The 23,401-nt window shown below is 28.4% G+C and carries 18 protein-coding genes; 16 read left to right on the top strand and 2 right to left on the bottom strand.

The genetic code is table 11. The annotated features are described in order from the left end of the window. Positions 1–40 precede the first annotated feature (40 nt). The 5 genes from GXK56_RS05315 (at position 41) to GXK56_RS05295 (ending at position 5,864) form a co-directional block, all read left to right on the top strand. Positions 41–781, top strand: coding sequence for a sugar ABC transporter permease (locus GXK56_RS05315; RefSeq protein ID WP_160685881.1), 741 nt, complete (start codon positions 41–43; stop codon positions 779–781). Then, entirely contained in the window at positions 781–1,596 is an 816-nt protein-coding gene (locus GXK56_RS05310; protein WP_160685879.1) for a carbohydrate ABC transporter permease, read from the top strand. The genes GXK56_RS05315 and GXK56_RS05310 overlap by 1 nt, the downstream gene beginning before the upstream one ends. Next, positions 1,593–2,846 (top strand): glycoside hydrolase family 13 protein, encoded by a 1,254-nt coding sequence (locus tag GXK56_RS05305; protein ID WP_160685877.1) that lies wholly within the window; start codon positions 1,593–1,595, stop codon positions 2,844–2,846. The genes GXK56_RS05310 and GXK56_RS05305 overlap by 4 nt, the downstream gene beginning before the upstream one ends. A 203-nt stretch (positions 2,847–3,049) precedes the next feature. Beyond that, entirely contained in the window at positions 3,050–3,685 is a 636-nt protein-coding gene (locus tag GXK56_RS05300; protein ID WP_160685875.1) for a hypothetical protein, read from the top strand. Positions 3,686–3,842: 157 nt separating this feature from the next. Beyond that, on the top strand, positions 3,843–5,864 hold the full coding sequence (locus tag GXK56_RS05295) for a methyl-accepting chemotaxis protein (protein WP_160685873.1): 2,022 nt from the start codon (positions 3,843–3,845) through the stop codon (positions 5,862–5,864). Positions 5,865–6,204: 340 nt separating this feature from the next. On the opposite strand, the gene GXK56_RS05290 is transcribed toward GXK56_RS05295, so the two are convergent. Together GXK56_RS05290 and GXK56_RS05285 are read right to left on the bottom strand one after the other, a co-directional pair. After that, on the bottom strand, positions 6,205–7,962 hold the full coding sequence (locus GXK56_RS05290) for a histidine kinase (RefSeq protein WP_160685871.1): 1,758 nt from the start codon (positions 7,960–7,962) through the stop codon (positions 6,205–6,207). 5 nt (positions 7,963–7,967) lie between these two features. Next, positions 7,968–9,212: a response regulator gene (locus GXK56_RS05285; protein WP_160685869.1), complete on the bottom strand. Its 1,245-nt coding sequence runs from the start codon at positions 9,210–9,212 to the stop codon at positions 7,968–7,970. Positions 9,213–9,629: 417 nt separating this feature from the next. Here GXK56_RS05285 and GXK56_RS05280 point away from each other — a divergent pair, with 417 nt between their 5' ends. The 11 genes from GXK56_RS05280 to GXK56_RS05230 all read left to right on the top strand — a co-directional run bounded on the left by GXK56_RS05280 (position 9,630) and on the right by GXK56_RS05230 (position 23,303). Continuing rightward, positions 9,630–11,369 (top strand): ABC transporter substrate-binding protein, encoded by a 1,740-nt coding sequence (locus GXK56_RS05280; protein ID WP_160685867.1) that lies wholly within the window; start codon positions 9,630–9,632, stop codon positions 11,367–11,369. 106 nt (positions 11,370–11,475) lie between these two features. Continuing rightward, positions 11,476–12,366, top strand: a complete 891-nt coding sequence (locus tag GXK56_RS05275) for an ABC transporter permease subunit (RefSeq protein ID WP_160685865.1) — start codon at positions 11,476–11,478, stop codon at positions 12,364–12,366. A 12-nt stretch (positions 12,367–12,378) separates the two neighbouring features. After that, positions 12,379–13,260 (top strand): carbohydrate ABC transporter permease, encoded by an 882-nt coding sequence (locus tag GXK56_RS05270; protein WP_160685863.1) that lies wholly within the window; start codon positions 12,379–12,381, stop codon positions 13,258–13,260. 344 nt (positions 13,261–13,604) lie between these two features. Next, positions 13,605–15,710, top strand: a complete 2,106-nt coding sequence (locus GXK56_RS05265) for a methyl-accepting chemotaxis protein (protein ID WP_160685861.1) — start codon at positions 13,605–13,607, stop codon at positions 15,708–15,710. Positions 15,711–15,809: 99 nt separating this feature from the next. Then, the gene (locus tag GXK56_RS05260; RefSeq protein WP_279283065.1) at positions 15,810–16,271 is read left to right on the top strand and encodes a transposase; all 462 of its coding nucleotides are present in this window, start codon (positions 15,810–15,812) and stop codon (positions 16,269–16,271) included. 288 nt (positions 16,272–16,559) lie between these two features. Further along, positions 16,560–17,957: a rhamnulokinase gene (gene rhaB / locus GXK56_RS05255; RefSeq protein ID WP_160685857.1), complete on the top strand. Its 1,398-nt coding sequence runs from the start codon at positions 16,560–16,562 to the stop codon at positions 17,955–17,957. 128 nt (positions 17,958–18,085) lie between these two features. Further along, positions 18,086–19,342, top strand: coding sequence for an L-rhamnose isomerase (rhaA, locus tag GXK56_RS05250; RefSeq protein WP_160685855.1), 1,257 nt, complete (start codon positions 18,086–18,088; stop codon positions 19,340–19,342). A gap of 121 nt (positions 19,343–19,463) precedes the next feature. Then, positions 19,464–20,282, top strand: coding sequence for a rhamnulose-1-phosphate aldolase (gene rhaD / locus GXK56_RS05245; RefSeq protein WP_160685853.1), 819 nt, complete (start codon positions 19,464–19,466; stop codon positions 20,280–20,282). 265 nt (positions 20,283–20,547) lie between these two features. After that, positions 20,548–21,126, top strand: coding sequence for a serine/threonine protein kinase (locus tag GXK56_RS05240; protein ID WP_160685851.1), 579 nt, complete (start codon positions 20,548–20,550; stop codon positions 21,124–21,126). 312 nt (positions 21,127–21,438) lie between these two features. Further along, positions 21,439–22,590, top strand: a complete 1,152-nt coding sequence (gene fucO / locus GXK56_RS05235) for a lactaldehyde reductase (protein ID WP_160685849.1) — start codon at positions 21,439–21,441, stop codon at positions 22,588–22,590. A gap of 206 nt (positions 22,591–22,796) precedes the next feature. Further along, positions 22,797–23,303, top strand: coding sequence for a GNAT family N-acetyltransferase (locus GXK56_RS05230; protein ID WP_160685847.1), 507 nt, complete (start codon positions 22,797–22,799; stop codon positions 23,301–23,303). Positions 23,304–23,401 lie beyond the last annotated feature (98 nt).

Here is a 23,401-nt window from a genome sequence, read left to right as displayed (position 1 = left end):
CTCACTATATTTAAGTTTAATTAAGTGGGATGGATTTAGTATGAATAAGAAATTTATAGGACTTAGAAATTATAGTGACATTTTGAGAAATACCGAGTTCTATAATTCATTATATATTACAATAATATACACAATTTTAGTTACAATAGGAAGTATAATTATTGCTTTATTTTTGGCTAATATTTTAAATAAAGGATTAAAATTTACAACTTTTTTTAGAACAGTATATTTTATTCCAGTCATAACCGCAACTTCTGCAGCTGGAATAGTATGGAAGTATATGTTGGATCCATCTCAGGGGATAGTAAACAAGTTTTTGAACTTTATTCATTTACCTTCAGTTTCATGGCTTACGAATCCATTTTGGGCGTTAATTTCTATCTCAATAGTGGGGATTTGGAAGAGAATTGGATATAACATGATCATATATTTAGCTGCAATGCAAAGTATATCACCAAGCTTATATGAATCTGCAGATATTGATGGAGCTACTAGTTTTAGAAAATTTAAGTCTATCACAGTTCCTTTATTGAAACCTACAACTCTTTTACTTGTAATAATGTGTTTTATTGATTCATTCCAAGTATTTGATATAGTCTACGTAATGACAAATGGTGGACCTATGGGTGCAAGCGATGTTTTAGGACTTTATATGTATAGAGAAGGTTTTGCATCTTCGAATATTGGATACGCTTCTGCAGTAGGCTGGGTTATATTTTTATTTGTATTTATAGCAACTATCATACAATTTAAAATTAGCAGTAAAGGGGAGGCAATGTAATGAAGAAATTAAGAACTACAAAGCAATATATATTTATGCTTCTAGGTGCATTTATAATGATAATGCCATTTCTATGGATGATTACAACTTCACTAAAACCATTAAAGGCTAGCTATGATCCTCCCTATTTAATACCTAATGCTTTTGAATTTAAAAATTATTTGATAGCTTGGCAATCAGCGCCATTTGTGGATTATTATAAAAATAGTTTGATTGTTTCTATAAGCATTACTATTGGAACTATATTAATTTCAGCGATGGCAGCGTATCCATTTGCGAGACTAGACTTTAAAGGAAAGAATGTTTTATTTTATATGTTTTTAGGTACAATGATGATTCCTTTTTATGTGCAAATAATTCCACTTCATAGTATTATTCAGAAATTAGGATGGCTTGATACTTACAAAGCGCTTATAATTCCAAGATTATTTAGTCCCTTTGGAATATTTTTGTTTAGGCAATATTTTTTAACTATTCCTAAAGAATTAGATGAAGCAGCAGAAATAGATGGATGTAGTAAATTTAGACTGTTTTGGAGGGTGATTTTACCGCTTTCTAAACCAGCTATTGCTTCATTAGGAATATTCACTTTTTTATTTGGATGGAATGATTTCTTATGGCCGCTTTTAGTTACTAATAAGCCAGAATTCACGACAGTTCAAATTGGAATAGCAAATTTTTCGGGAAAATATGGTACATTTTGGACTTACTTAATGGCTGGAACAGTAACTTCAGTATTACCTGTCTTTATAGTCTTTATAGCAGGACAGAAAAGCTTTATATCAGGAATAATGTCTGGAGGTGTTAAAGAATGATAGGAAGCGTTATATATCAAATTTTTCCTGAAAGATTTTGCAATGGTGATAAAAGTAATGATCCAAGGGATGTAAAAGTTTGGGGAAGTGACGTAGATAGAGACTGTTTTATGGGAGGAGATTTAAAAGGGATAATTGAAAAGTTAGACTACATTAAAGATTTAGGTGCGGATACTATATATTTAAATCCTATATTTCAATCTCTATCAAATCATAAATACGATACTTCAGATTATTATAAAATAGATAGTTGTTTTGGTACATTACAAGATTTTGAAACTTTAATATTGGAATCTCATAAAAGAAACATAAAAATTATTATTGACGGAGTTTTTAATCATACTAGCACAGAATTCTTTGCATTTAAAGATATATTAATTAATCAAGAAAAATCTAAATATACTAGCTGGTATGATATATTTGAATATCCTGTTGATATAAAAAATAATCCGCCATATAGAGCTTGTGGAGGGGCGTCTTTTTTGCCTAAGTTAAACACAAATGATATGGAAGTACAAGATTATATAATTAAAGTAATAAAGTATTGGGAAGGTAAAGGAATTGATGGAATTAGGCTAGATGTACCTTTTGAAATACATTATTCATTACTGGAAAGAATAAGAAGAGAGACCCAGCTATACTTATTGGGTGAAATTTGGGGATATGGTAAAGTATATGTGCCCAAATACTTTAATGGTATAACAAATTATACATTACGGGATTTAATAAAGAAAGCTGTCGTTGATCAATGTATTTCCACAGAAATATTTATTGATGAATGGAAAAATATTGAGGAGATGTATAAGGAGAATTTAGATTATAATGTGAATCTGGCTGGTTCTCATGATACTAAAAGAATATATAATTTTTGTAATGGCGAAATAAATAAGGAAAAATTATTTTATACATTTCTATTTATATTACCAGGGATACCATTAATTTATTATGGAGATGAAATAGGAATGAAAGGGGAAAATGATCCATATTGTAGAGGATGTATGGATTGGAATATGGAAAATTGGAATCAAGAAATATATACACATATAAAGAAATTGATTGCCCTTAGAAATAAGTTTGATGTTTTAAAAAGCGGTAAAGTTAAAATTAAAGGATTTAATGAAAGAACTTTAATTTTGACTAGATATAATGATTTACAAAGTATTAGTTTTATTATAAACTTTGGATTTCAATCGGAAATAGTGAATGGAGTAGTAGTAGAACCAATGACGTCAACAATTATAGAGTCTTAAATATTTAGTGTTTTGATAGAATATGTATCAAAGTTCAAAAAATAAGAATTTTAAAGTTATGGACGTTTGTAAAAATATAAACTAATATAAAGTTTTTAATTGTAAAAAGGAGGAAGATTATCATAAACCCTTTAGAGTGGAAAAATTACTTCTATTCAAAAAAGTTCATAAAAAATTATGTTTATAATAAACTTGACTTAGGAGTGAATTATTCAAAAGAAAAAACAATATTTAAACTATGGGCTCCTACAGCAAATAAGGTTACACTTAGACTTTATGCAACAGGAAGCGATAAGGAAGAAAGTGCAAAGAAATTGGACGTACATTCTATGGAAAAAGGAGAATGCGGTGTATGGATTAATGAAATTAGTGGTAATCTAAATGGAATATATTATGATTATGAAATAGAGGTTGACGGAAGTGCGGTTATCAGTGCGGATCCTTATGCTACAGCATGTGGAGTAAATGGTATTAGGAGTATGATTTTAGACATTGAGGGTACTAATCCAAAAGGGTGGAATAATGATACATTTGGTGTAAGGATATATAAGTGTCCAATAATATATGAACTTCATATAAAGGATTTTTCATATGATAAAAATTCAGGAATAGAAGTTAAATATAGAGGGAAATATCTTGCATTCACACAAGAAGGTACTACACTGCTAAATGATAGAGTTCATTCAAATAGTACAAAAAATAGAATAAAACTTAGGTTGCCAAAAGGAGAATGGCAGATACTTTTAGATGGACAAAGTTCCAGATTATTTGAAAAGAATATATATTATAATGATGAAATTACCGTCGAATCTAAATCAGCAGTAATTCTAGGTAGATGAGTATATTTTAATAAATTTCAATATCTTAAATAGAAACAATATTGGTATAGTTTTTATTATGATAGGAAAACAAGGGAAGGTTTATTTTTAATTTATTAAAATGAATCTTCCTTTATTTTAATCAATATATCTAGTTAATTAGTGAAATGGAGGCAATATGAAAAGTTTAGTTAACAAGTTAAAAAGTATCAAGATTAATTTAAAAAGTTTTCTAAGAACTATTAAGGGAAAACTGATAATAACATATATATTAATTGGATTTATTCCCATATTCATTGTATCTATCTTAACATATTCAGTTAATAAAAATATTTTAATATCTAAAATAGGGGTATTATCAAATAATTATAGTATACAAACTACAAGGATTTTGGATAATTATATATCTGAGATTGAGAACGCAGCTTCATTGGTATTCGCAAATGAGGAAATTTTAAATTTTAATCCGTCTAATAGCAATATTGATACATATGAAATTGAAAAAACTAAAAGGGGAATTAGGGAGTATTTACTTTCAATAGAGCTATTAAAAGATTTTACAGACTTTTCTTTAGTATATCAAGATGGAACTACTATTGGAAAAGTATCTGAAACAACAAAGAGTTTATATGGTAAGACTAATTTATATAGAGGACTAAATAATGAAATTAAAAATTCAAAATCTAAATCAATGTGGTTAACAGGAATACAGGGAGATTTTAAAAAAATATATTATGTTAAACAGGTAAATAAGTATACAATTATGATTACGTCGATTTATTCTGAAAGTTTTGGTGATATATTTAAAGGAATAGATTATGGAAGTAATTCTACAATATTGCTCTTGGATGATGATGATAATGTAATTTATTCAAATAATTTAGGACTAGTAGGAACGATGATCGATGCTGAAATTAGGGATAAAACATTAAATTCATCTTCAGAAATATTTGAAATAGATAATAAATTAACAACTTTAAATACTTGCAAAAATGGTTGGAAATTTATTAATTTTACTCCCAATAGTTATATCTTAAAAGAGGTCTATATAATAGCACTGATTACTATAATTATTGCTATCATATGTATGATAGGTACTGGTATATTTGGTGCATTAGTCGCCAATAAAATTTCAAATCCAATACGAGATGTAGTGATTAAGATGAAGAAAGCTGAGGAAGGAGATTTAACAGTAAAAAGCAGTGCTATTGGAAATGATGAAATAGCTATGCTTAGTAAGAGTTTTAGCAATATGATTAAGCATATAAGGCAATTAGTAGAAGACACAAAGAATGTCTCATCTGTAGTAATAAATAAATCAGATGAGATAAAAGAAATTTCTAAACAAAATCATGAATTATCCAAAGGAATCACTGAGGTTATGGAGGGGATAGCTCATGGAACAATTGAACAGTCAGTAGAATTAGATAAAACTATGGAGGTTGTAGAAAATTTATCTCAAAAAATAAATGATATAGTTATAAACGTTTCTAATGTTACCGAAATATCTAATGAAACAAAAATTATTGGTGATAAATCACTAAAAATAATTCAAAAGCAACAGATTAAAAATGAAGATAAAAATAAGACTATGGAAGAAATTTTTTATAATATTCAAATTCTTGTTGATAGTATAAAAGAAATTGAAAGAGTAATTGAACTTATGGACGGTATAAGCCAACAGACTAATCTTTTATCATTGAATGCAAGTATCGAGGCGGCACGTGCCGGGGAATATGGAAAAGGATTTTCAGTTGTAGCAGAAGAAGTGAGAAAACTTGCAGATAAATCTAAAATGTCGACCAATAATGTATATGAAATTATAAGAAATGTTTATGAAAAAGCTAATTTAACGATTAAGCTTATCAACTTATCAAAAGATGCATTTAAAGAATCAAACGAAATTTCTAATTTTGCTAATAATTCATTTATTAAGATAATTGATGGTATAGAAAAAATAGATTTTAAAATAAAAAATATAGAGATTTTTATGAAAGATATAAATAGAGAAAAAAATAAAAACATTATTGCTACAAATAACATGAGAATTATAGTCAAAAAGGAATCGGCTAATGCGAAAGAGGCTTTAGCGACAACTGAACAGCAAAATATTAATGCAGAAGTATTGGAAGAAAGAGTTGATATTCTTGGCAATTCAGTGGTGATGCTATCAGACAGTCTAAATAAATTTAAAATTTAGGTAAAGCGTTAAGATATAATTCTTGCAGCTTCAAATTTTAACTCAAATTTAGAATGTTTGTTTATATGGAAATCAACTATATAGTTATATGTAAGGGTTAAAAATTTATTATTAACTCAATTTTTGTAAGATAAAATTGAGAATTTTTCCTTGATATAACAAGGCAAAGCCTCAATAAAACTATCAGTTATTGAGGCAATAATATTATTTGAAAGCATTATAATTTCTATAAAGCTGTTAAATATGTGAACTAGCTATCAAAAAGAACATAAGACTTTATTTTTCAAAAACTATATTATTTAAGAATATAGTTTTTTTACACTAAAAAGTTCATTTAGTGTTATATTAAATTTTTTACATCAGCATCTATTGGAATTGCAGGGATTTTTGCTGTGATTTTTGTACCGATACCTTCTTTGCTTTGAATTTCTAATCCAAATGAATCACCAAAGTAGAGTTTAATTCGGTCGTTAACGTTTTTTAATCCATATCCCTTTGAGTGGATATTTAATAAACAAGGAAGAATATTGCCATTAATGCCAACTCCGTTATCTTGGACGCATACTTCAATTAAATTAGATTCTTCAATAAATGAAGCAGAAACAATAAGTATTTTCTCACCACTTTCTTTTAAATCTAAACCATGAATAATTGAATTTTCAACTAATGGCTGTAGTGTTAAATTTAAAATAGAAAAATTATATATATTTTCATCTAGATTATATTCAACTTTAAATTTATTATTATGAAGCATTAATTGAATTTCAATATATGATTTAGTATTTTCAATTTCATCTCTCATACTTGTAGAATTTTTTCCTTTATTTAAAGAGGTGCGATAAAAAGTAGAAAGTAGTTGAGACATTTTACTGATTTCGTGTTGCTCGGCCATAATAGCTTTCCAATTTATAAGGGAAAGAGAATTATATAAAAAATGAGGGTTAATCTGAGCTTGCAATGCTTTTAATTTAAGTTTTTGTTGTTGTATTTTATTTTCATATATTTCTTTAAATAGAGTATCAATTTGAGTTAACATATTCTGAAAGGTATTAGTCATAATACCTAACTCATCAGTATAGGGACTGGAAATTTGAATATTCAAATTTCCGTTTTTTACTTCATTCATGCTTTTTGTTAGTTTTATCAATGGACTTACAATTAATTTTGATAGCAAAATACCTGTAAAAAATAAAATGATTCCACAGATAGCAATTACAATTAATATTGTGTAGATAATAGAGCTAATACTCTTTGAAATAAAAGTAATTGGTCTATATATGATAATTTTCCAATCGCTATTTTTTAAAGAACTTGATTTAATAGCGTAATTTTTCAGCAATTTTGAATTTGAAGAATTCTGATTAAATTCAAAAATTTGATTGTCAGAAAGTTTAAGATAAGAATAGTTATTATCAAAAAAGTCTTTTGAATAGATAATTTCATTTTTTGAATTTATTATTACTAATCCATAGTTATTTCCAAGACTTGTTTCCAAAGTTCGAAAAATACCTTCCGAATCAACATTTAAATAGACAATGGTATGCTTTGGACTCTTAAAATAACGTAAATTTGGCATTCTTCTTATACAGGATAAAGTATTATCCTCATCAATAAACCAATGAATATTATAATCAGATATTACAGTGTTATACCAATTTTTTTCATAAATACTATTCAGGTTCTTTAATATATTTCCATGTTGGGACATGTTTGTATTGGTATAAAGTGTCAGTTGTTTTATTGATGGATATAGGTATTTCAAAGAAAAGATTATAGGATCGATTAAGTTATCATATACTTGTCCCATTGCATAGTAATTATTTTTATAATCATCTTGTAAGGCAGATTGAATACCACTGTTATAGGTAACATAATTTGATGCATTAGTATAAGTCTCTAAGGCGTAATCTATATTAGTTGAAATTTGACTTATGGTAGTCTCTAAGTTCGCTTCTTCTTGTTTTATAAGTAAAGATTTAGTTTGAAAATAGCAAAAGATTCCTAAAAACAATATTGGTATTAAACTAATCAGTGAATAAGTTATATTTATTTTATTACGAAATTTTAAATTACCATAAAATTTAAAAAAAATATTCATAAGTATTATTCCTTTTTCCTATATTTTTCTGGACTTTTACCGTAAAATTCACGGAAGCTTTGACAAAAGTAAGAAACATTGTTATAACCAACTTGTTTGCATATGGATGCAATTTTCATATTTGTATTTTCAAGTAACTCTTTAGCTTTTTGCATTCTAAAGGATTTAATATATTTATTAATACCAGAGCCTGTCTCTTGTATGAAAATATAACTCAAGTATCTTGGTGTAAGATAAACATGGGAAGCTAAAACTTCAAGACTTAACTCACTTCCATAATTATTTGCTATATATTGTTTTACTAATTCAACAGCATTAGAACCTGAAGAAGTATGTTGCTGTGAGTATAGAGCAAACCTGTCCACTACAGGTTGATTTTCATATATTTCATCATTAGCAAAAATATAAGTATCTGAAAGTAAAAACTTGTTATTTAGTAAATTCTCCAGAGAGGAAATTTCTAATAATATATCTTCAGCTGATTTTATATTATTACTTATGGAAATATAGCAATTAATATTGTATTTTTCTCTTATAATATTCAAAAGAAATTTCGCGGTTTCTCTATAATTATTAGGTGAGTTAGTGAATTTTTTTATAAATAATAAGCTTTGTGAGTTATTTAGGTTTAAATAATCATATTGGAAATTTAATAATGGAAGAATTTCTTTATCAAATAATAATCCTGAATTTTCAAAAAATCCATGTTCAAATTCTAGCATGAATATTTTCGAATAATTGTTTAGAAAGTCTAAATCATAAGATGAATTAAATTCTTGGGATAGAAGTTTTACAGAAGTACCATTTATATACCCCAAAAGAATATAACGACGAATAAATAAATCATTTTGATTTTTTGATTCTAATTGTTTATTCTGATAATCTATTTTTTCTAAAGTAGAATCTATAACTTTTCGAAATTCATCTATATCTATGGGCTTTAAAATGTAATCAATTACACCGAGGGTAAGAGCTTTTTTCGCATATTCAAATTCATGGAAACCACTAAAAATGATAACTTTCAAGTCTTTATAAAGTTTTACTGCTAATTTTGTTAATTCTAAGCCATCTATAAAAGGCATTCTAATATCTGTAAATAGGATATCAAAATGATTTTCTTGTAAATAGGAATAGGCTTGATTTCCATTTTCAGCTTCTATAATTTCAAAATTGTATTGAAATTTTTTTAATAGAAATATAATACCATCTCTTTCAATGTCTTCATCATCGACTACTAATATTTTTAGCATCTTCTGAATCCTCCTTTGTTTCAATTGCTATAATAAAATGATAGCATATTTATATGTAAAAATATACAAATGAAAACCAATACATGAAAATCTGATATATAACGAGAATTATTTATATTTACGCTTAAATTGGTTCAAATTATAATACAAGTAAGGTTAGTTGAATAACTAATTTGTATAAATGATTAGTTAATTATGTATTTTATAATCTCATATGATAGAGTTTTTACATATTTTTTATTACTTAAAAAAGTTTTGCTTTAAGATGTGTAACTCTTTATATTCAAAGCTTGTGTAAACATTTAAACAAGGAATAATTATATATAGTATTTGTTTATTCAACAAACCAAATGTACAAAAACCAAAACATTACCGGTAAAGTATTAGAAATTATTAATATAAAGTGAGGGAATTTTAATGAAATATAAAAGTTTATGTAAAAAATTATTAGCTTTTATTACACTTAGTACATTTCTGATTACTGCTGTTGGTTGTAGTAGCGGAGATAAGAAAGTGTCAAATACCAGTGCAAAAAGTACAGATCCAGCATGGCAAGAGGCTGCTACAACTCCATATGGGAAATACCCAGATTTAGTTACTTATACTATGGGAAAAATGACAGGAGTAAACACTAATCTTCCAGGTGATGGAAAATATGCATCTGATAATTATGAAAATAATGCATATACAAGATTTGTTAAAGGGTTTTATAATATTCAGCAAAAAGATGCCTTTGAAGCAACTGGTGGTGATAATTATAATCAAAAGGTTTCTATGGCAATTGCAGGAGGAGAAATTCCTGATGTAATGATAGTAGATGAAGCTACTCTTAGAAGCTTGGTTGCAAATGATATGATAGAAGATTTATCAAATGCTTATAAGAATTGTGCAAGTGATGAAGTAAAGGCAAGATACAATTCTTATAATGGTAAAGTTTTGGAAAGAGCTACGTTTGATGGTAAGCTAATGGCTATTCCAGATGCTACTATTGATGCAGGTCCTAATCTATTATGGTTAAGACAAGATTGGATGGATTCACTAGGATTAAGTGCTCCCAAAACTATGTCAGACATTGAAAATATCCTAACTCAATTTGTACAAAAGGATCCAGGTAAAAATGGAGCAGGAAAAACAATTGGTTTAACATTGAATAAGAGGGTATGTGGAGATTATACTGGAGAATTTGAGTCAGATAATATTTTTGGATTATTTGGTTCTTATCCACGCCAATGGATGAAAAATAATGCTGGAGATGTGGTTTATGGAAGTACTACTCCTGAAACTAAAAAAGCTTTAGAAAGCCTTACTTCATGGTATAAAAAAGGCATTATTGATAAAGAATTCCCTGTAAGAACAGATGATGACTTAAGAGCAACTGTTATTAATGGTCAAAGTGGTGCATTCTATGGACCATGGTGGGCAGGATATAATCCGCTTCAAGATGCTTATAAGGTAAATTCAAATATTAAGTGGACTCCATATGTAGTACCAGTAGATGATCAAGGAAATGTTAAAATGTATACTCAAAATATGGCAACACGTTTTGTAGTTGTACGTAAAGGATATGAGCATCCAGAAGTAGTAGTTAAAAGCTTCAATGCAAGATGTGGAATTAAAGAAGCTGATACTCCAAGAGCTCAAACAGATGAAATTAAAAAGTTACAAGCAGACGTTAACGAATGCGATAAGTTAGGTATTGATGGTTCTTTATATCCAGTTAACATCATAGTAGATTATAGAGATGCATGTTTAAGATTATATGACACAGCAAATAAATATGTTAATAAAGAAGTTAAGGAAGAAGATATAACTGATGAATATTTCAAAAATGTATCAAAAAGCTGTGCACAATATTTAGCAGATACTGCTGCGGGTAATAAACCTAAGGATTCTGATTATGGAAACTACGTATCAAGAATGCAAGGGTCACCACTTATGAGATCTAAGAATGTAGTTCAAGTTGATCCAGTATTTTTTGGACGAACAGAAAGCATGGAACAAAAGTGGGCAAATCTTGAAAAGCAAGAAAATGAAATGTACTTAAAAATTATTACTGGAGAACAATCAATAGATTATTTTGATGAGTTCGTTAAAACTTGGAAGAGTACAGGCGGAGACGATATTACAAAAGAAGTATCTAAAGCAGTAAAAAAATAATTATTAATGGTATTTAAAATTTCTAATTTTAAATACCATTCTTATTAATAGAAGTCACTAAATTATTTTGTAACAGGCTTGTTTGTACAAGCTAATAGGAGGAAATATGAAGCAAAAAAAGGTACAAATTTCATATCATCTAATGATGTTACCATCAATGATATTTTTAATAATATTCTCGATTATACCTATGTTTGGAATTATCATGGCATTTGAAAATTATGTGCCAGCAAAAGGGATTCTTCACTCTAAATGGGTTGGGTTAGATAACTTTAAATATATGTTTAGCCTTCCAGATTGTGCACAGATTTTTCAAAATACATTAATAATTGCAATAGGGAAAATTGTCTTTGGGACAATCGCAGCAGTAGTGTTTGCACTTCTATTAAATGAAATTAGAGTAAGATGGTTTAAAAAGTCAATTCAAACAATTGTGTATTTACCCAATTTTCTTTCATGGGTAGTACTTGCAACAATAGTATTAAATATATTTAGCATTAGTGGGCCTATTAATGCACTTTTAGGAGTATTTGGTGTTAAGCCCATTTTGTTTATGGGTAGTAATATATGGTTTAGATCCATGCTTATTGGAACCGATGTTTGGAAAGGATTTGGTTATGGGTCAATTGTTTATTTAGCAGCACTAACAGGAATTGATCCTACTTTGTATGAAGCAGCATCAGTAGATGGAGCTAACAGATTTAAGCAGCTAATCAATATCACATTCCCAGCATTAGTACCAACAATTGTCCTAATGACAGCATTAAATTTAGGAAATATATTAAATGCCGGATTTGATCAAATATATACTTTATATAATCCTTTAGTATATCAAACTGCTGACGTTATAGATACTTATGTATATAGAGTAGGTCTTGTTCAAAGACAATATAGTCTTGCAACAGCTGTTGGTTTACTAAAATCAGTTGTTAGTTTTATTTTAATTATTTCTGCAAATGAAATGTCTAAAAAATTAACAAATCAAAGAATATTTTAGGAGGGATATAAAGTGGTAAAAAATAAAACAATCTCAGGAAAAATTTCTGATTTAACAATAGTGATTGTGATTACAATAGTTACTTTATTATGTTTATTGCCTTTATTGAATATGATAGCTATTTCATTTAGTAATAAATCTGCAGCAGCTGGGAATTTAGTAGGGCTTCTACCTGTAGGATTTAATACAGCTGCATACGAGAAGATTTTAGCAGATAGTCAGTTTTGGAGATCATTTTTAATTTCAGTAGAAAGAGTGATACTCGGAACTGCTCTGAATATAGTACTTATTGTATTAACAGCATATCCATTATCTAAAGCCAAGGACAATTTTAAAATGAAAAATATATATATGTATTTTTTTATTTTCTGTATGCTGTTTTCAGGCGGAATGGTTCCTATTTATTTAACTGTTAAAAATTTGAACATGTTAAACAGCATTTGGGCTTTAATTTTACCTGGTGCAGTTCCAGTTTTTAACGTTATATTAATGATGAACTTTTTTAAAGGCATTCCAAAATCATTAGAAGAATCCGCAACCATAGATGGGGCAACACCTCTTCAAGTATTATTAAAGATCTACTTACCTATATCATTACCAGCATTAGCAACAGTAACATTATTCTGTGTTGTTGGCCATTGGAATGATTTCTTTAGTGGAATTTTATATATGAATTCACCAGAAATGTACCCGCTTCAGACTTATATTCAACAGTTAAATGTTGAAGTACAGAAGATTACAAGCATAGAACAACTTAAGCAGTTAGAACTACTTTCAAATAAAACATTAAATGCAGCTAAAATTGTAGTGTCTATGGTACCGTTAATGTGCATTTATCCATTTATGCAAAAGTATTTTATTACTGGACTAGTTATGGGATCAGTAAAAGAATAAAAAAGTTCCCCCCTTTTTAGTGGCTGGAATTTATAAAATTCCCAGCCACTAAAAATAAAAATAATGGACAATTGATGATGAAATTCCTTACAGAATTTCATCATCAATTGTCCATTGTAAGTTGAAGGTTATGAGGAAGGTATACATAGTTTTTTGCACAATAATAACCAGTTTAAAAGAATTACTGCATATTAATTTTAGATGAAGGGGGAGGGGACGTAAATAATGTATAATCAAGAAAAGAGTTTAGTCCTAATTGTGTATGGGTTAGTTAAAGAATTCCAGTATGTTAAGAATTAGCGATTTCTAAAAAACTTTAGTATGATATTGGAGGATATATTAGTATGAAATTTTCGAAAATTAAGATAAAAAAGGCATTTGATTATTCATGGAAAATAAAAAAAATTTTACATAAAATTGAAGAAATTATAAGAAGTTTAAAAATAAAAACTAGATTAATAATTTCATATGGGTTATTGGTTTTAATTCCACTACTAATAGTGGGGATTACATCAGTATTACAATCTAAAAATTCAATTGATAATAAAATTTCTAATTTTTCTTCTCAGATAATGTCACAAGTAGGAATAAACATTTCTAATGCTATGAATGATAATTCTAATTATGCAAGAACTATAGTCACAGAGTCTAATCTCCAAGATTATTTTGAAAATCAACAAAATATTGATTCTTTAGCAGACTATAAAAAAATTAACAATTTAAATGAATTAATACAAGGAAAAGTAGCAGCAAAAAATGGTATAACAGGCTTTGGGATAATAAGTAATGATAATAAAAAAATGGGAAAGCTTCAGTTATCTGATGATATAATTAAAACGTTATTTGATCAATCTAGTAAGGCAAAAGGAAAGTTCATTTGGTCATTAAATAAAAATTCAGCGGGATATAGAATTTATGCTTCTGCTCAAATTAATACCCTAACTACAGGTAAAAATTATGGGATTGTTATAGAAGAATTGAATCCTAAATTGCTTGTTGATTTATTTAAAAATGTGAATTTAGGCAGCGATTCAGAGATATCGGTTATTGATTCAAAGGGAACTATTGTATTAAATGATGATATAAATTTAATAGGAACAGAATATAAGGATAAAAGCATTATTAAAAAAATTCAAGAAGTGGAAAACGACTCAAATGGCGATAAATCAGTACCAATAAAAGAAACTTTTTCATCAAGTGATAGCAAATCTTTAATATCATATGCGCCTTTAAGCGGTACAGATTGGTATGTAGTAGGTGCAATTCCTTATAGTTATATAAATTCAGTATCAAGTATTTTGAGAAACAATACTATATTAATCGGAGCAATTTCATTTGCAATTGCTATGATTGTTGCCTTAATAATATTAAGAAGTATTTCTAATCCACTAGGAAAATTAGTTATACTTATGAATAAAGCAAAAGAAGGAAATTTAGCTATACATATAAATGATAATAGCAAAGATGAGATTGGTGAAGTAATAAGAGCATTTGAAGATATGGTAATTAAAATAAATATTTTAATTGGTGACGTTAAAATTTTAGCTGAAAATGTATTAAGTATTACGAAAATAATGGTAGAAGTTTCAGAACATTCGTATTCAACTTCTGAGGAGATTGCAGCTACAATTAGTGAAATTGCAAAGGGTGCTTCAGATCAGGCTCTTAGTGCTAATGAAGGAATGAATTATATGAATAACCTATCCCATGAAATAAATGAAGTGAGTAGAAAAAAAGAAAATGTAGCTTTAGTATTAGAAGAAACAAAAAGTTTAAAAGAAGAGGCGGGTGTTTCAATTGAGATATTAAATAATAAAGCAGAAGAAACAAATAGAGTTTCTACTAAAATTGTGACAGATATAACTGTTTTAAATTCTAATATTAAAGATATAAAAAGAATTGTTAGATTAATTGGTGATATTGCAGAACAAACTAATTTATTAGCATTAAATGCAGCAATTGAAGCGGCAAGGGCTGGAGAATCAGGGAGAGGTTTTGCAGTAGTTGCAGATGAGGTAAGGAAGCTGGCTGATGAATCAAAAGAATCTGCTATTCAAATTAGCAGAATCATAAAAGACATTCAAGATAAAGCGGAAATGGTAGTAAAAGAAGCAACTAATTCTGGTGATATCATAAAACAACAAATAGAAGCAGTTGAAAAGACAGGCACTGCATTTAATACAATATTTGAAGGTATGGACGAAATATCAAAACAAATAGAAGAAATGATTGGATCTATTAATGAAATAGTATTATCTAAGGATAAAGCTAAAATATCAATAGAAAATATAACTTTTGTTTCAGAAGAAACTGCTGCAGCTACTGAACAGGTATCTGCTGGAGCACAGGAACAAATCCAAGGAATCGAAAAAGTATCTCAATTTTCTGAAGAATTAAATGAAGTAGTCGAGAGATTAAATGTTACAATAGCTCAATTTAAAGTTAATTAGAGAATATAACCGAAAAATTATATCTTATAATATAAGGGGCTGTTGCAAAACTAACATAGTTAGTTTTGTAGCGGCTAATTTTTTTAGATATAAAAAAATGTGAATTCCGAAGAACTCACATTCATTTGTTATAATAATAAAAAATTAGTGCCCTCTTATATTATTCATAAAAAATCCGAAAGTGGATACAAATCAGAAGTAACGGTGTATAAATGCGAAAACTGTGGTAACTTTGCTCACAAAGTAAAGTGTACAAAAGCAAAAGGAAATAGAAAAATGCAGGTTTTAAAAACTTTTGTGGAAAAACGTGAAATATCCTACAAAAATATTACAACTGAATTTGGAACTAAATTAAGAATGAACAGATCTATTCAGGTCGAAGGAGCATTTGGAGTTCTAAAAAGTGATTATGAATTTAATAGATTTTTAACACATGGAAAAAATAGTGTCAAAACTGAATTTATTTTGCTTTGCTTTAGCTACAACATCAACAAATTACATTCTAAAATACAAAATGAAAGAACTCAGAAGCATCTTCATGAATTAAAAACTACTGCCTAATTATGGAATAAAGTAACTAGGCCTATTTGAGTGCGCTTAAAAGTCATAAATCTTTAAATAATTGATGTGGAATTTTAAATATTTGGAAATTTACTAGTTTAAACCGAAAAGGAGCATCGATCCTGATTAAATTTAATCATTTTGCGACACTCCCATTTATAACTGCTAGATATATTTAAAAATTGCAAATAAGGATAATAATTTAAACAAACCTAGATATTAAAAACGGTTTCTTTCTAGAATATAATTTACCTATAGTGTGAATATATAAAGAACAGGAGGAAAGATATGAATTACTATTTAGCTATTGATATTGGAGCTTCTAGTGGAAGACACATCTTAGGTTCAGTAGAAAATGGCAAAATAAAATTAGAAGAGATTTATAGATTTGAAAATGGAATCAGCAAAATAGGAAATGAATATTGTTGGAATATTGAACAATTATTTAAGGATATAAAAGCAGGAATTAAAAAGTGCAAAGAAATAGGAAAAATTCCTACAAGCATAGGTATAGATACTTGGGCAGTAGATTTTGTTCTGTTAGATGAAAACGATGGAATTCTTGGAAATGCAGTTTCTTATAGAGACGATAGAACAGAAGGTATGATGGAAGAAGCCTTTAAGGTTATTCCAAAGGATATGATGTATTTATACACAGGAATCCAATTCCAAAGATTTAATACAGTTTATCAATTACTTTCTATCAAGAAAAATAATCCTGAAATGTTAGAAAAGGCAAAGACCTTTTTAATGATTCCAGATTATTTAAATTTCCTGCTTACAGGTAAAAAAGCAAATGAATATACTAATGCATCTTCAACTCAATTAGTTAATTCCTTTGATAGAACTTGGGATACAAAAATGCTAGAAGAGTTAGGCATTAACAAGGATATCTTCCAAGAAATAAAATTACCTAAAACAAGCCTTGGAAATTTGAGAGAAGAATTAGTAGAGGAATTTGGCTTTGATATGGAAGTTATACTTCCTGCGACTCATGATACAGGCTCTGCGTTTATATCTTCTGTATGTAATGACAGCGACAGCATTTATTTAAGTTCAGGAACTTGGTCATTAATAGGTGTTGAAAATAGATTCCCAATTTGTGTACCTCAAGCAATGGACTATAATTTCACAAATGAAGGTGGAATAGATTATAGATATAGATTCCTAAAAAATATTATGGGGCTATGGGTTATTCAAGAAGTTAGAAGAAATCTTGATAACAAATATTCCTTTGCTGAACTTGTGGATTTAGCTAGAGAGCATATGGACTTTGCTTCAATAGTAGATGTTGATGATGACAGATTTTTAAAACCAGAAAACATGATTGAAGAAATAAAGAAGTATTGTGCTGAGACAAATCAAAAAGCTCCAGAGGAAGTTGGAGAAATAGCTTTATGTGTATTTAACAGCTTAGCTCATTGCTATAAAAAGGCTGTAGGAAACTTAGAAGAAATCTTTGAAAAAGAATTTAAGAGAATAAATATATTTGGTGGAGGCTGCCAAAACAATCTTTTAAATGAATTAGTTGCAAAGATTACAGAAAAAGAAGTACTAGCTGGTCCAGTTGAAGCTACAGCAATAGGAAATTTAGTAGCACAGCTTATAAGTAAAAATGAATTTAAAGATTTAAGTGAAGCAAGACAAGCTATCAAGGAATCTTTTGATATTAAAATCTTTAAATAAATATTAACCAAACTAAAAACTCACTAACTTAAAACATAATTTATTAAATCCATAAATAAAGTAACCAATAATATTAACCTAAAAATTGTTAACTGTTAACTGTTAACTGAATTGAGTGGAGGATAACGATGAATATTAAAGAAAAATATGAAGTAGCTAAAAAAGAATATGAAAAATGGGGCATAGACGTTGATAAAGTTTTAGAAGAACTTAATAAAGTAAAAATATCAATCCATTGCTGGCAAGGTGATGATGTAAAAGGCTTTGAAGTGTCTAAAAATGAATTATCTGGAGGAATTCAATGTAATGGTAATTATCCAGGTGCAGCTAGAAATGCTGATGAATTAAGACGAGATTTAGATAAAGCTTTAAGCTTAATTCCAGGAAAACATAAAGTAAATCTTCATGCAATATATTTAGAAACTAATGGTGAATTTATAGATAGAGATGAAATTAAACCAGAACATTTTGAAAACTGGGTTAAGTGGGCAAAGGAAAATGGTTTAGGACTAGATTTTAATCCAACAATCTTCTCACATCCAAAGTCATCAGATGGATTAACTCTTTCTCATCCAGATAAAGAAATAAGAGATTTCTGGATTAAGCATACAATTGCTTCAAGAAAAATTGGAGAACATTTTGGTAAGGAACTTGGACAAACTTGCTTAACTAATATTTGGATTCCAGATGGATACAAAGATATTCCAAGTGATAGATTAGGACCAAGAAGAAGACTTAAAGAATCATTAGATGAAATCTTTAAAGTTGAAATAGATAAAAAATACAATATTGATTGTGTTGAATCAAAGGTATTTGGAATTGGAGCTGAAAGCTACACTGTAGGTTCTAACGAATTTTATTTAAGCTATGCGGCTAAGAATAACATAATGTCATTAATGGATACTGGGCATTATCACCCAACAGAAGTTGTTTCAGACAAGCTGTCTGCAATGTTATTATTTAATGAAAAGGTAGCACTTCACGTAAGTAGACCTGTGAGATGGGATTCAGACCACGTTGTAGTTTATGATGATGAATTAAAAGAAATAGCTAAAGAAATCGTAAGAAACGATGCTTTAGATAGAGTAATCATAGGACTTGACTTCTTTGATGCAAGTATTAACAGAATAGCAGCATGGACAATTGGTTCAAGAAACATGATAAAAGCATTATTAAATGCAATGTTAACTCCAAATAATAAATTAAGAGAATTACAAGATGCAGGAAACTTCACTGAAAGATTAGCTTTGATGGAAGAATTTAAGACTTACCCAATGGGAGATATCTGGAATTACTACTGTGAAAAGAACAATGTTCCAGTAGGAGAAAGCTGGATTAACGAAGTTAAGGAATATGAAAAGACTGAATTAGCAAAGAGAAACTAAATTTATATTTACAATTACTCATTCATAATTACAAATTAGTAATAATGAATAAGTAATGTATTGAATATTTAAAAATACAAGATAACAAAATTTAATTATATTAAGAAAGTAGGAAAAAAACATGAGTTTAGAAGAGATGAAATTTATACAAAACTTTAAGAAAATAACAGAAGATGCATGGCTTAAAGGCTGGCATGAAAGAAACGGTGGAAATATAACTTACAGATTAACAGAAGATGAAGTTGCTGGAGTTAAAGAATTCATAAATGAAGATACAACATACACTCCAATTGGAGTTACTGTTAAAAACTTAGCTAATGAATATTTCTTAGTTACAGGAAGCGGAAAATTTATAAGAAATATGACTGTGTGTTTAGAAGAAAATGCAGGAATAGTTAAGATTGATGAAAAAGGTGAAAACTATAAAATAGTTTGGGGATTAGTAAATGGTGCAAAACCAACAAGTGAATTACCTTCACATTTAATGAGTCATTCAATAAAATTTGAACAAACAAATGGAGCTCATAGAGTTATAATGCATTCTCATACTACAAATGTAATTGCATTAACTTTTGTATTACCATTAGATGGTGCTGTATTTACTAGAGAATTATGGGAAATGGCAACTGAGTGTCCAGTAGTATTCCCAAGTGGAATTGGTATAGTTCCTTGGATGGTACCAGGTGGAGCTGCAATTGCAGAAGCTACTGGTGAATTAATGAAAAAGCATGATGTTGTAATATGGGCTCATCATGGAATATTCTGCTCAGGAGACACTTTAGATTTAACTTTTGGTCTTATGGATACAGTAGAAAAATCAGCTGAAATCTTAGTTAAAGTATTATCTATGGGTGGAAAGAAACAAACTATAACTTCACAAAACTTTAGAGATTTAGCAAAAGACTTTAAAGTTAGTATTTCAGAAGATTACTTAGCTTAATAAAGCTAGTCTGAGACTTGATTGCATAATTACTAAAAGTATAAACTAAAATCTATCTCTGTATACTCCTATAGTCTCAGACTGTTTATTAAATATATCATAATATGGAAATCTAAAATTACCATTAAGACCCCTTGAGGGTAATCATTAGATTTAGAATTTTTACAATATTTATATTGGGTATTAATCTCATAGTTTTAATTATTTGGTAGAATATTAGTTTACATGTTCATATATTATTATAAACAATATAAAAAGTGATATTATGAGATACATTTTAGATGTAAAAGAATGTAAACCATTAGGTAAAGGTGATGAAGGTAGTGTATACTTAACGCCTGAGGGCTTTGCATTAAAAATATTTTTTAAGAAAAAGAACGCTAAAGATGAAGCTGAAATTTTAGAAAAAGCTAAAGATAGTAGGTTCTTTCCAAAGGTTATTTTTCTTGCAGATAATATGATGCTTAGAGAATATGTGGCTGGCAATAATTTGTATGAATTTTTAAGTAATAATAGATTATCTTATAATTTATCAATAGAAATTATTGAGCTTATTGAAGAGTTTAAAAGATTGAAGTTCAAACGAATCAATATGAGAAATGCTCATATATTTGTTGATGAAAATGAAAAAATACAAGTTATTGATCCTAGAAAAACTTATATTAAAGAAACACCTTATCCAAAAGATATTATCAGTATTCTTATAAAATTAAATTTATTTGATGAATTTCTGAAAAATCTTCTAAGATACCAACCAGCATTGCTAAAATATTGGATTGATGGATATGAGTATTATCAAAGGATGTCAAAAAAAACAATTTGTATCAATATGTACGCATGTTAAAAATAGGCATCTTTAATCACAACAAACTATCTGGAAAACAGTGGTTCTATATTAGTTACCAGATAGTTTGATATATTCGATATAATGTACAGTTTAAATTGTGTAATTTGCCACGAGTGAAATGGTTAAAAGAATTAAAGTGGATATTATAACTTGATTAATTGCTGGGTTACATAATTTTTATTATTACATTTAAATTTGTAAATAATGATATATGATTATTTTTTAATTATATGATAATTTGTAGATATTTAATTTAAATAAAAAATAAGTATATATATCAAAAATTAATTTAGAAGGAGATTGATTATTATGGCAAACAGAATGGTTCTAAACGAAACAAGCTATATAGGAGCAGGTGCAATTGAAAATATTGTAACAGAAGCTAAAGTAAGAGGTTACAAAAAAGCATTAGTTGTAACTGATAAAGATTTAATTAAATTCAATGTAGCTACAAGAGTTACAGATTTATTGAAAGCAAATGATTTAGCTTTTGAAATTTTTGATGAAGTAAAAGCTAATCCAACTATAAATGTAGTTTTAGCTGGTATAGAAAAATTCAAAGCAGCTGGAGCAGATTATTTACTTGCAATTGGTGGAGGATCATCAATTGACACTGCAAAAGCTATTGGTATAATAGTAAAAAATCCTGAATTTTCAGATGTAAGAAGTTTAGAGGGAGTAGCTGATACAAAAAATAAATGTGTTGATATAATAGCAGTACCAACAACAGCTGGAACAGCAGCGGAAGTAACTATTAACTATGTAATTACAGATGAAGAAAAGAAACGTAAATTTGTATGTGTTGACCCACATGACATTCCAGTAATTGCAGTTGTTGATTCAGAAATGATGTCATCAATGCCAAGGGGTTTAACAGCGGCAACAGGTATGGATGCGTTAACTCATGCAATTGAAGGCTATATTACAAAAGGAGCTTGGGAATTAACTGATACTCTTCACTTAAAAGCTATAGAAATTATTTCACGTTCACTTAGAAGTGCAGTAAATAATGAACCAAAAGGAAGAGAAGACATGGCTCTTGGCCAATATGTTGCAGGTATGGGCTTCAGTAACGTAGGTCTTGGAATTGTTCACTCAATGGCACATCCACTTGGAGCATTCTATGATACTCCACATGGAGTTGCAAATGCAGTAATATTACCATATGTTATGGAATATAATGCACCAGCTACAGGGGAAAAATATAGAGAAATAGCAAGAGTAATGGGTGTACAAGGTGTAGATGCCATGACTCAAGAAGAATATAGAAAAGCAGCTATTGATGCAGTTAAAAAGCTTTCAGAAGATGTTGGAATTCCAAAGACATTAAAAGAAATCGGTGTTAAGGAAGAAGATTTGCAAGCTTTAGCAGAATCAGCTATGGCAGATGCATGTACTCCAGGAAATCCAAGAGATACTAATGTACCAGAAATCTTAGAAATCTATAAATCAATATACTAAGATTAATAGAATAAATAATAACTTAAAACTAATCTATAATATATTAGATATGATTACAAGTAACAATATATTATTTATATAGAAAAAATAAAAAATACTCCTATAAAGTAAACAGTTAAATAATAAAGTTGTTTTACTTAAGGGAGTATTTTTTGTGGTATAATTTGTATAATAAGAATATTCAGAGCAAATAAGGGGGCAAATAGATGCATAGTGATAATAAGCAACTAGAACAAGTAAGATTTATAAAAGCTACAGATAAAGACGTTCCAGTAATATTAGCCTTTATAAAACAAATAGCAACTTATGAAAAAATGTTGGATAAAGTAATTGCAACAGAAGAATCTTTAAAGGAATCAATATTTGAGAATAATAGAGCAGAAGCATTATTGATTGAGCTTGATAAAAAGGTTATAGGATATATTGTATATTTCTTTAATTATTCAACTTTTGTTGGAAGAGAGGGATTATATATTGAAGATATTTATATAAAACCTGAATATAGAGGTCAAGGATTAGGAAAAATATGTTTTGAATTTTTGGTAAGAATTGCAAAGAAACATAAATGCCAAAGAGTTGAATGGACTTGTTTAGACTGGAATGAACCTTCCCTTAAATTTTATAAGAATATTGGTGCAAAACAAATGAATGAGTGGATTATACATAGACTAGATAAAGAAGAAATTGATAGAATAAGTGAAGAGGGTCTTTAAATAATTCTAGTAGAAACAAGTCAGCAGGCTGTTTTATTCCTATATCTAAGGGAAAAATAATTTCCACAAGACATAAGATAAATTCATTTCATACTGAC

It is taken from the genome of Clostridium sp. C2-6-12, assembly GCF_009928485.1.
In the GTDB taxonomy this organism is placed as follows: domain Bacteria; phylum Bacillota; class Clostridia; order Clostridiales; family Clostridiaceae; genus Clostridium.
The sequence above is the reverse complement of the archived record's forward strand: the minus strand, read 5'-3'. Positions and strand labels throughout refer to the sequence as shown.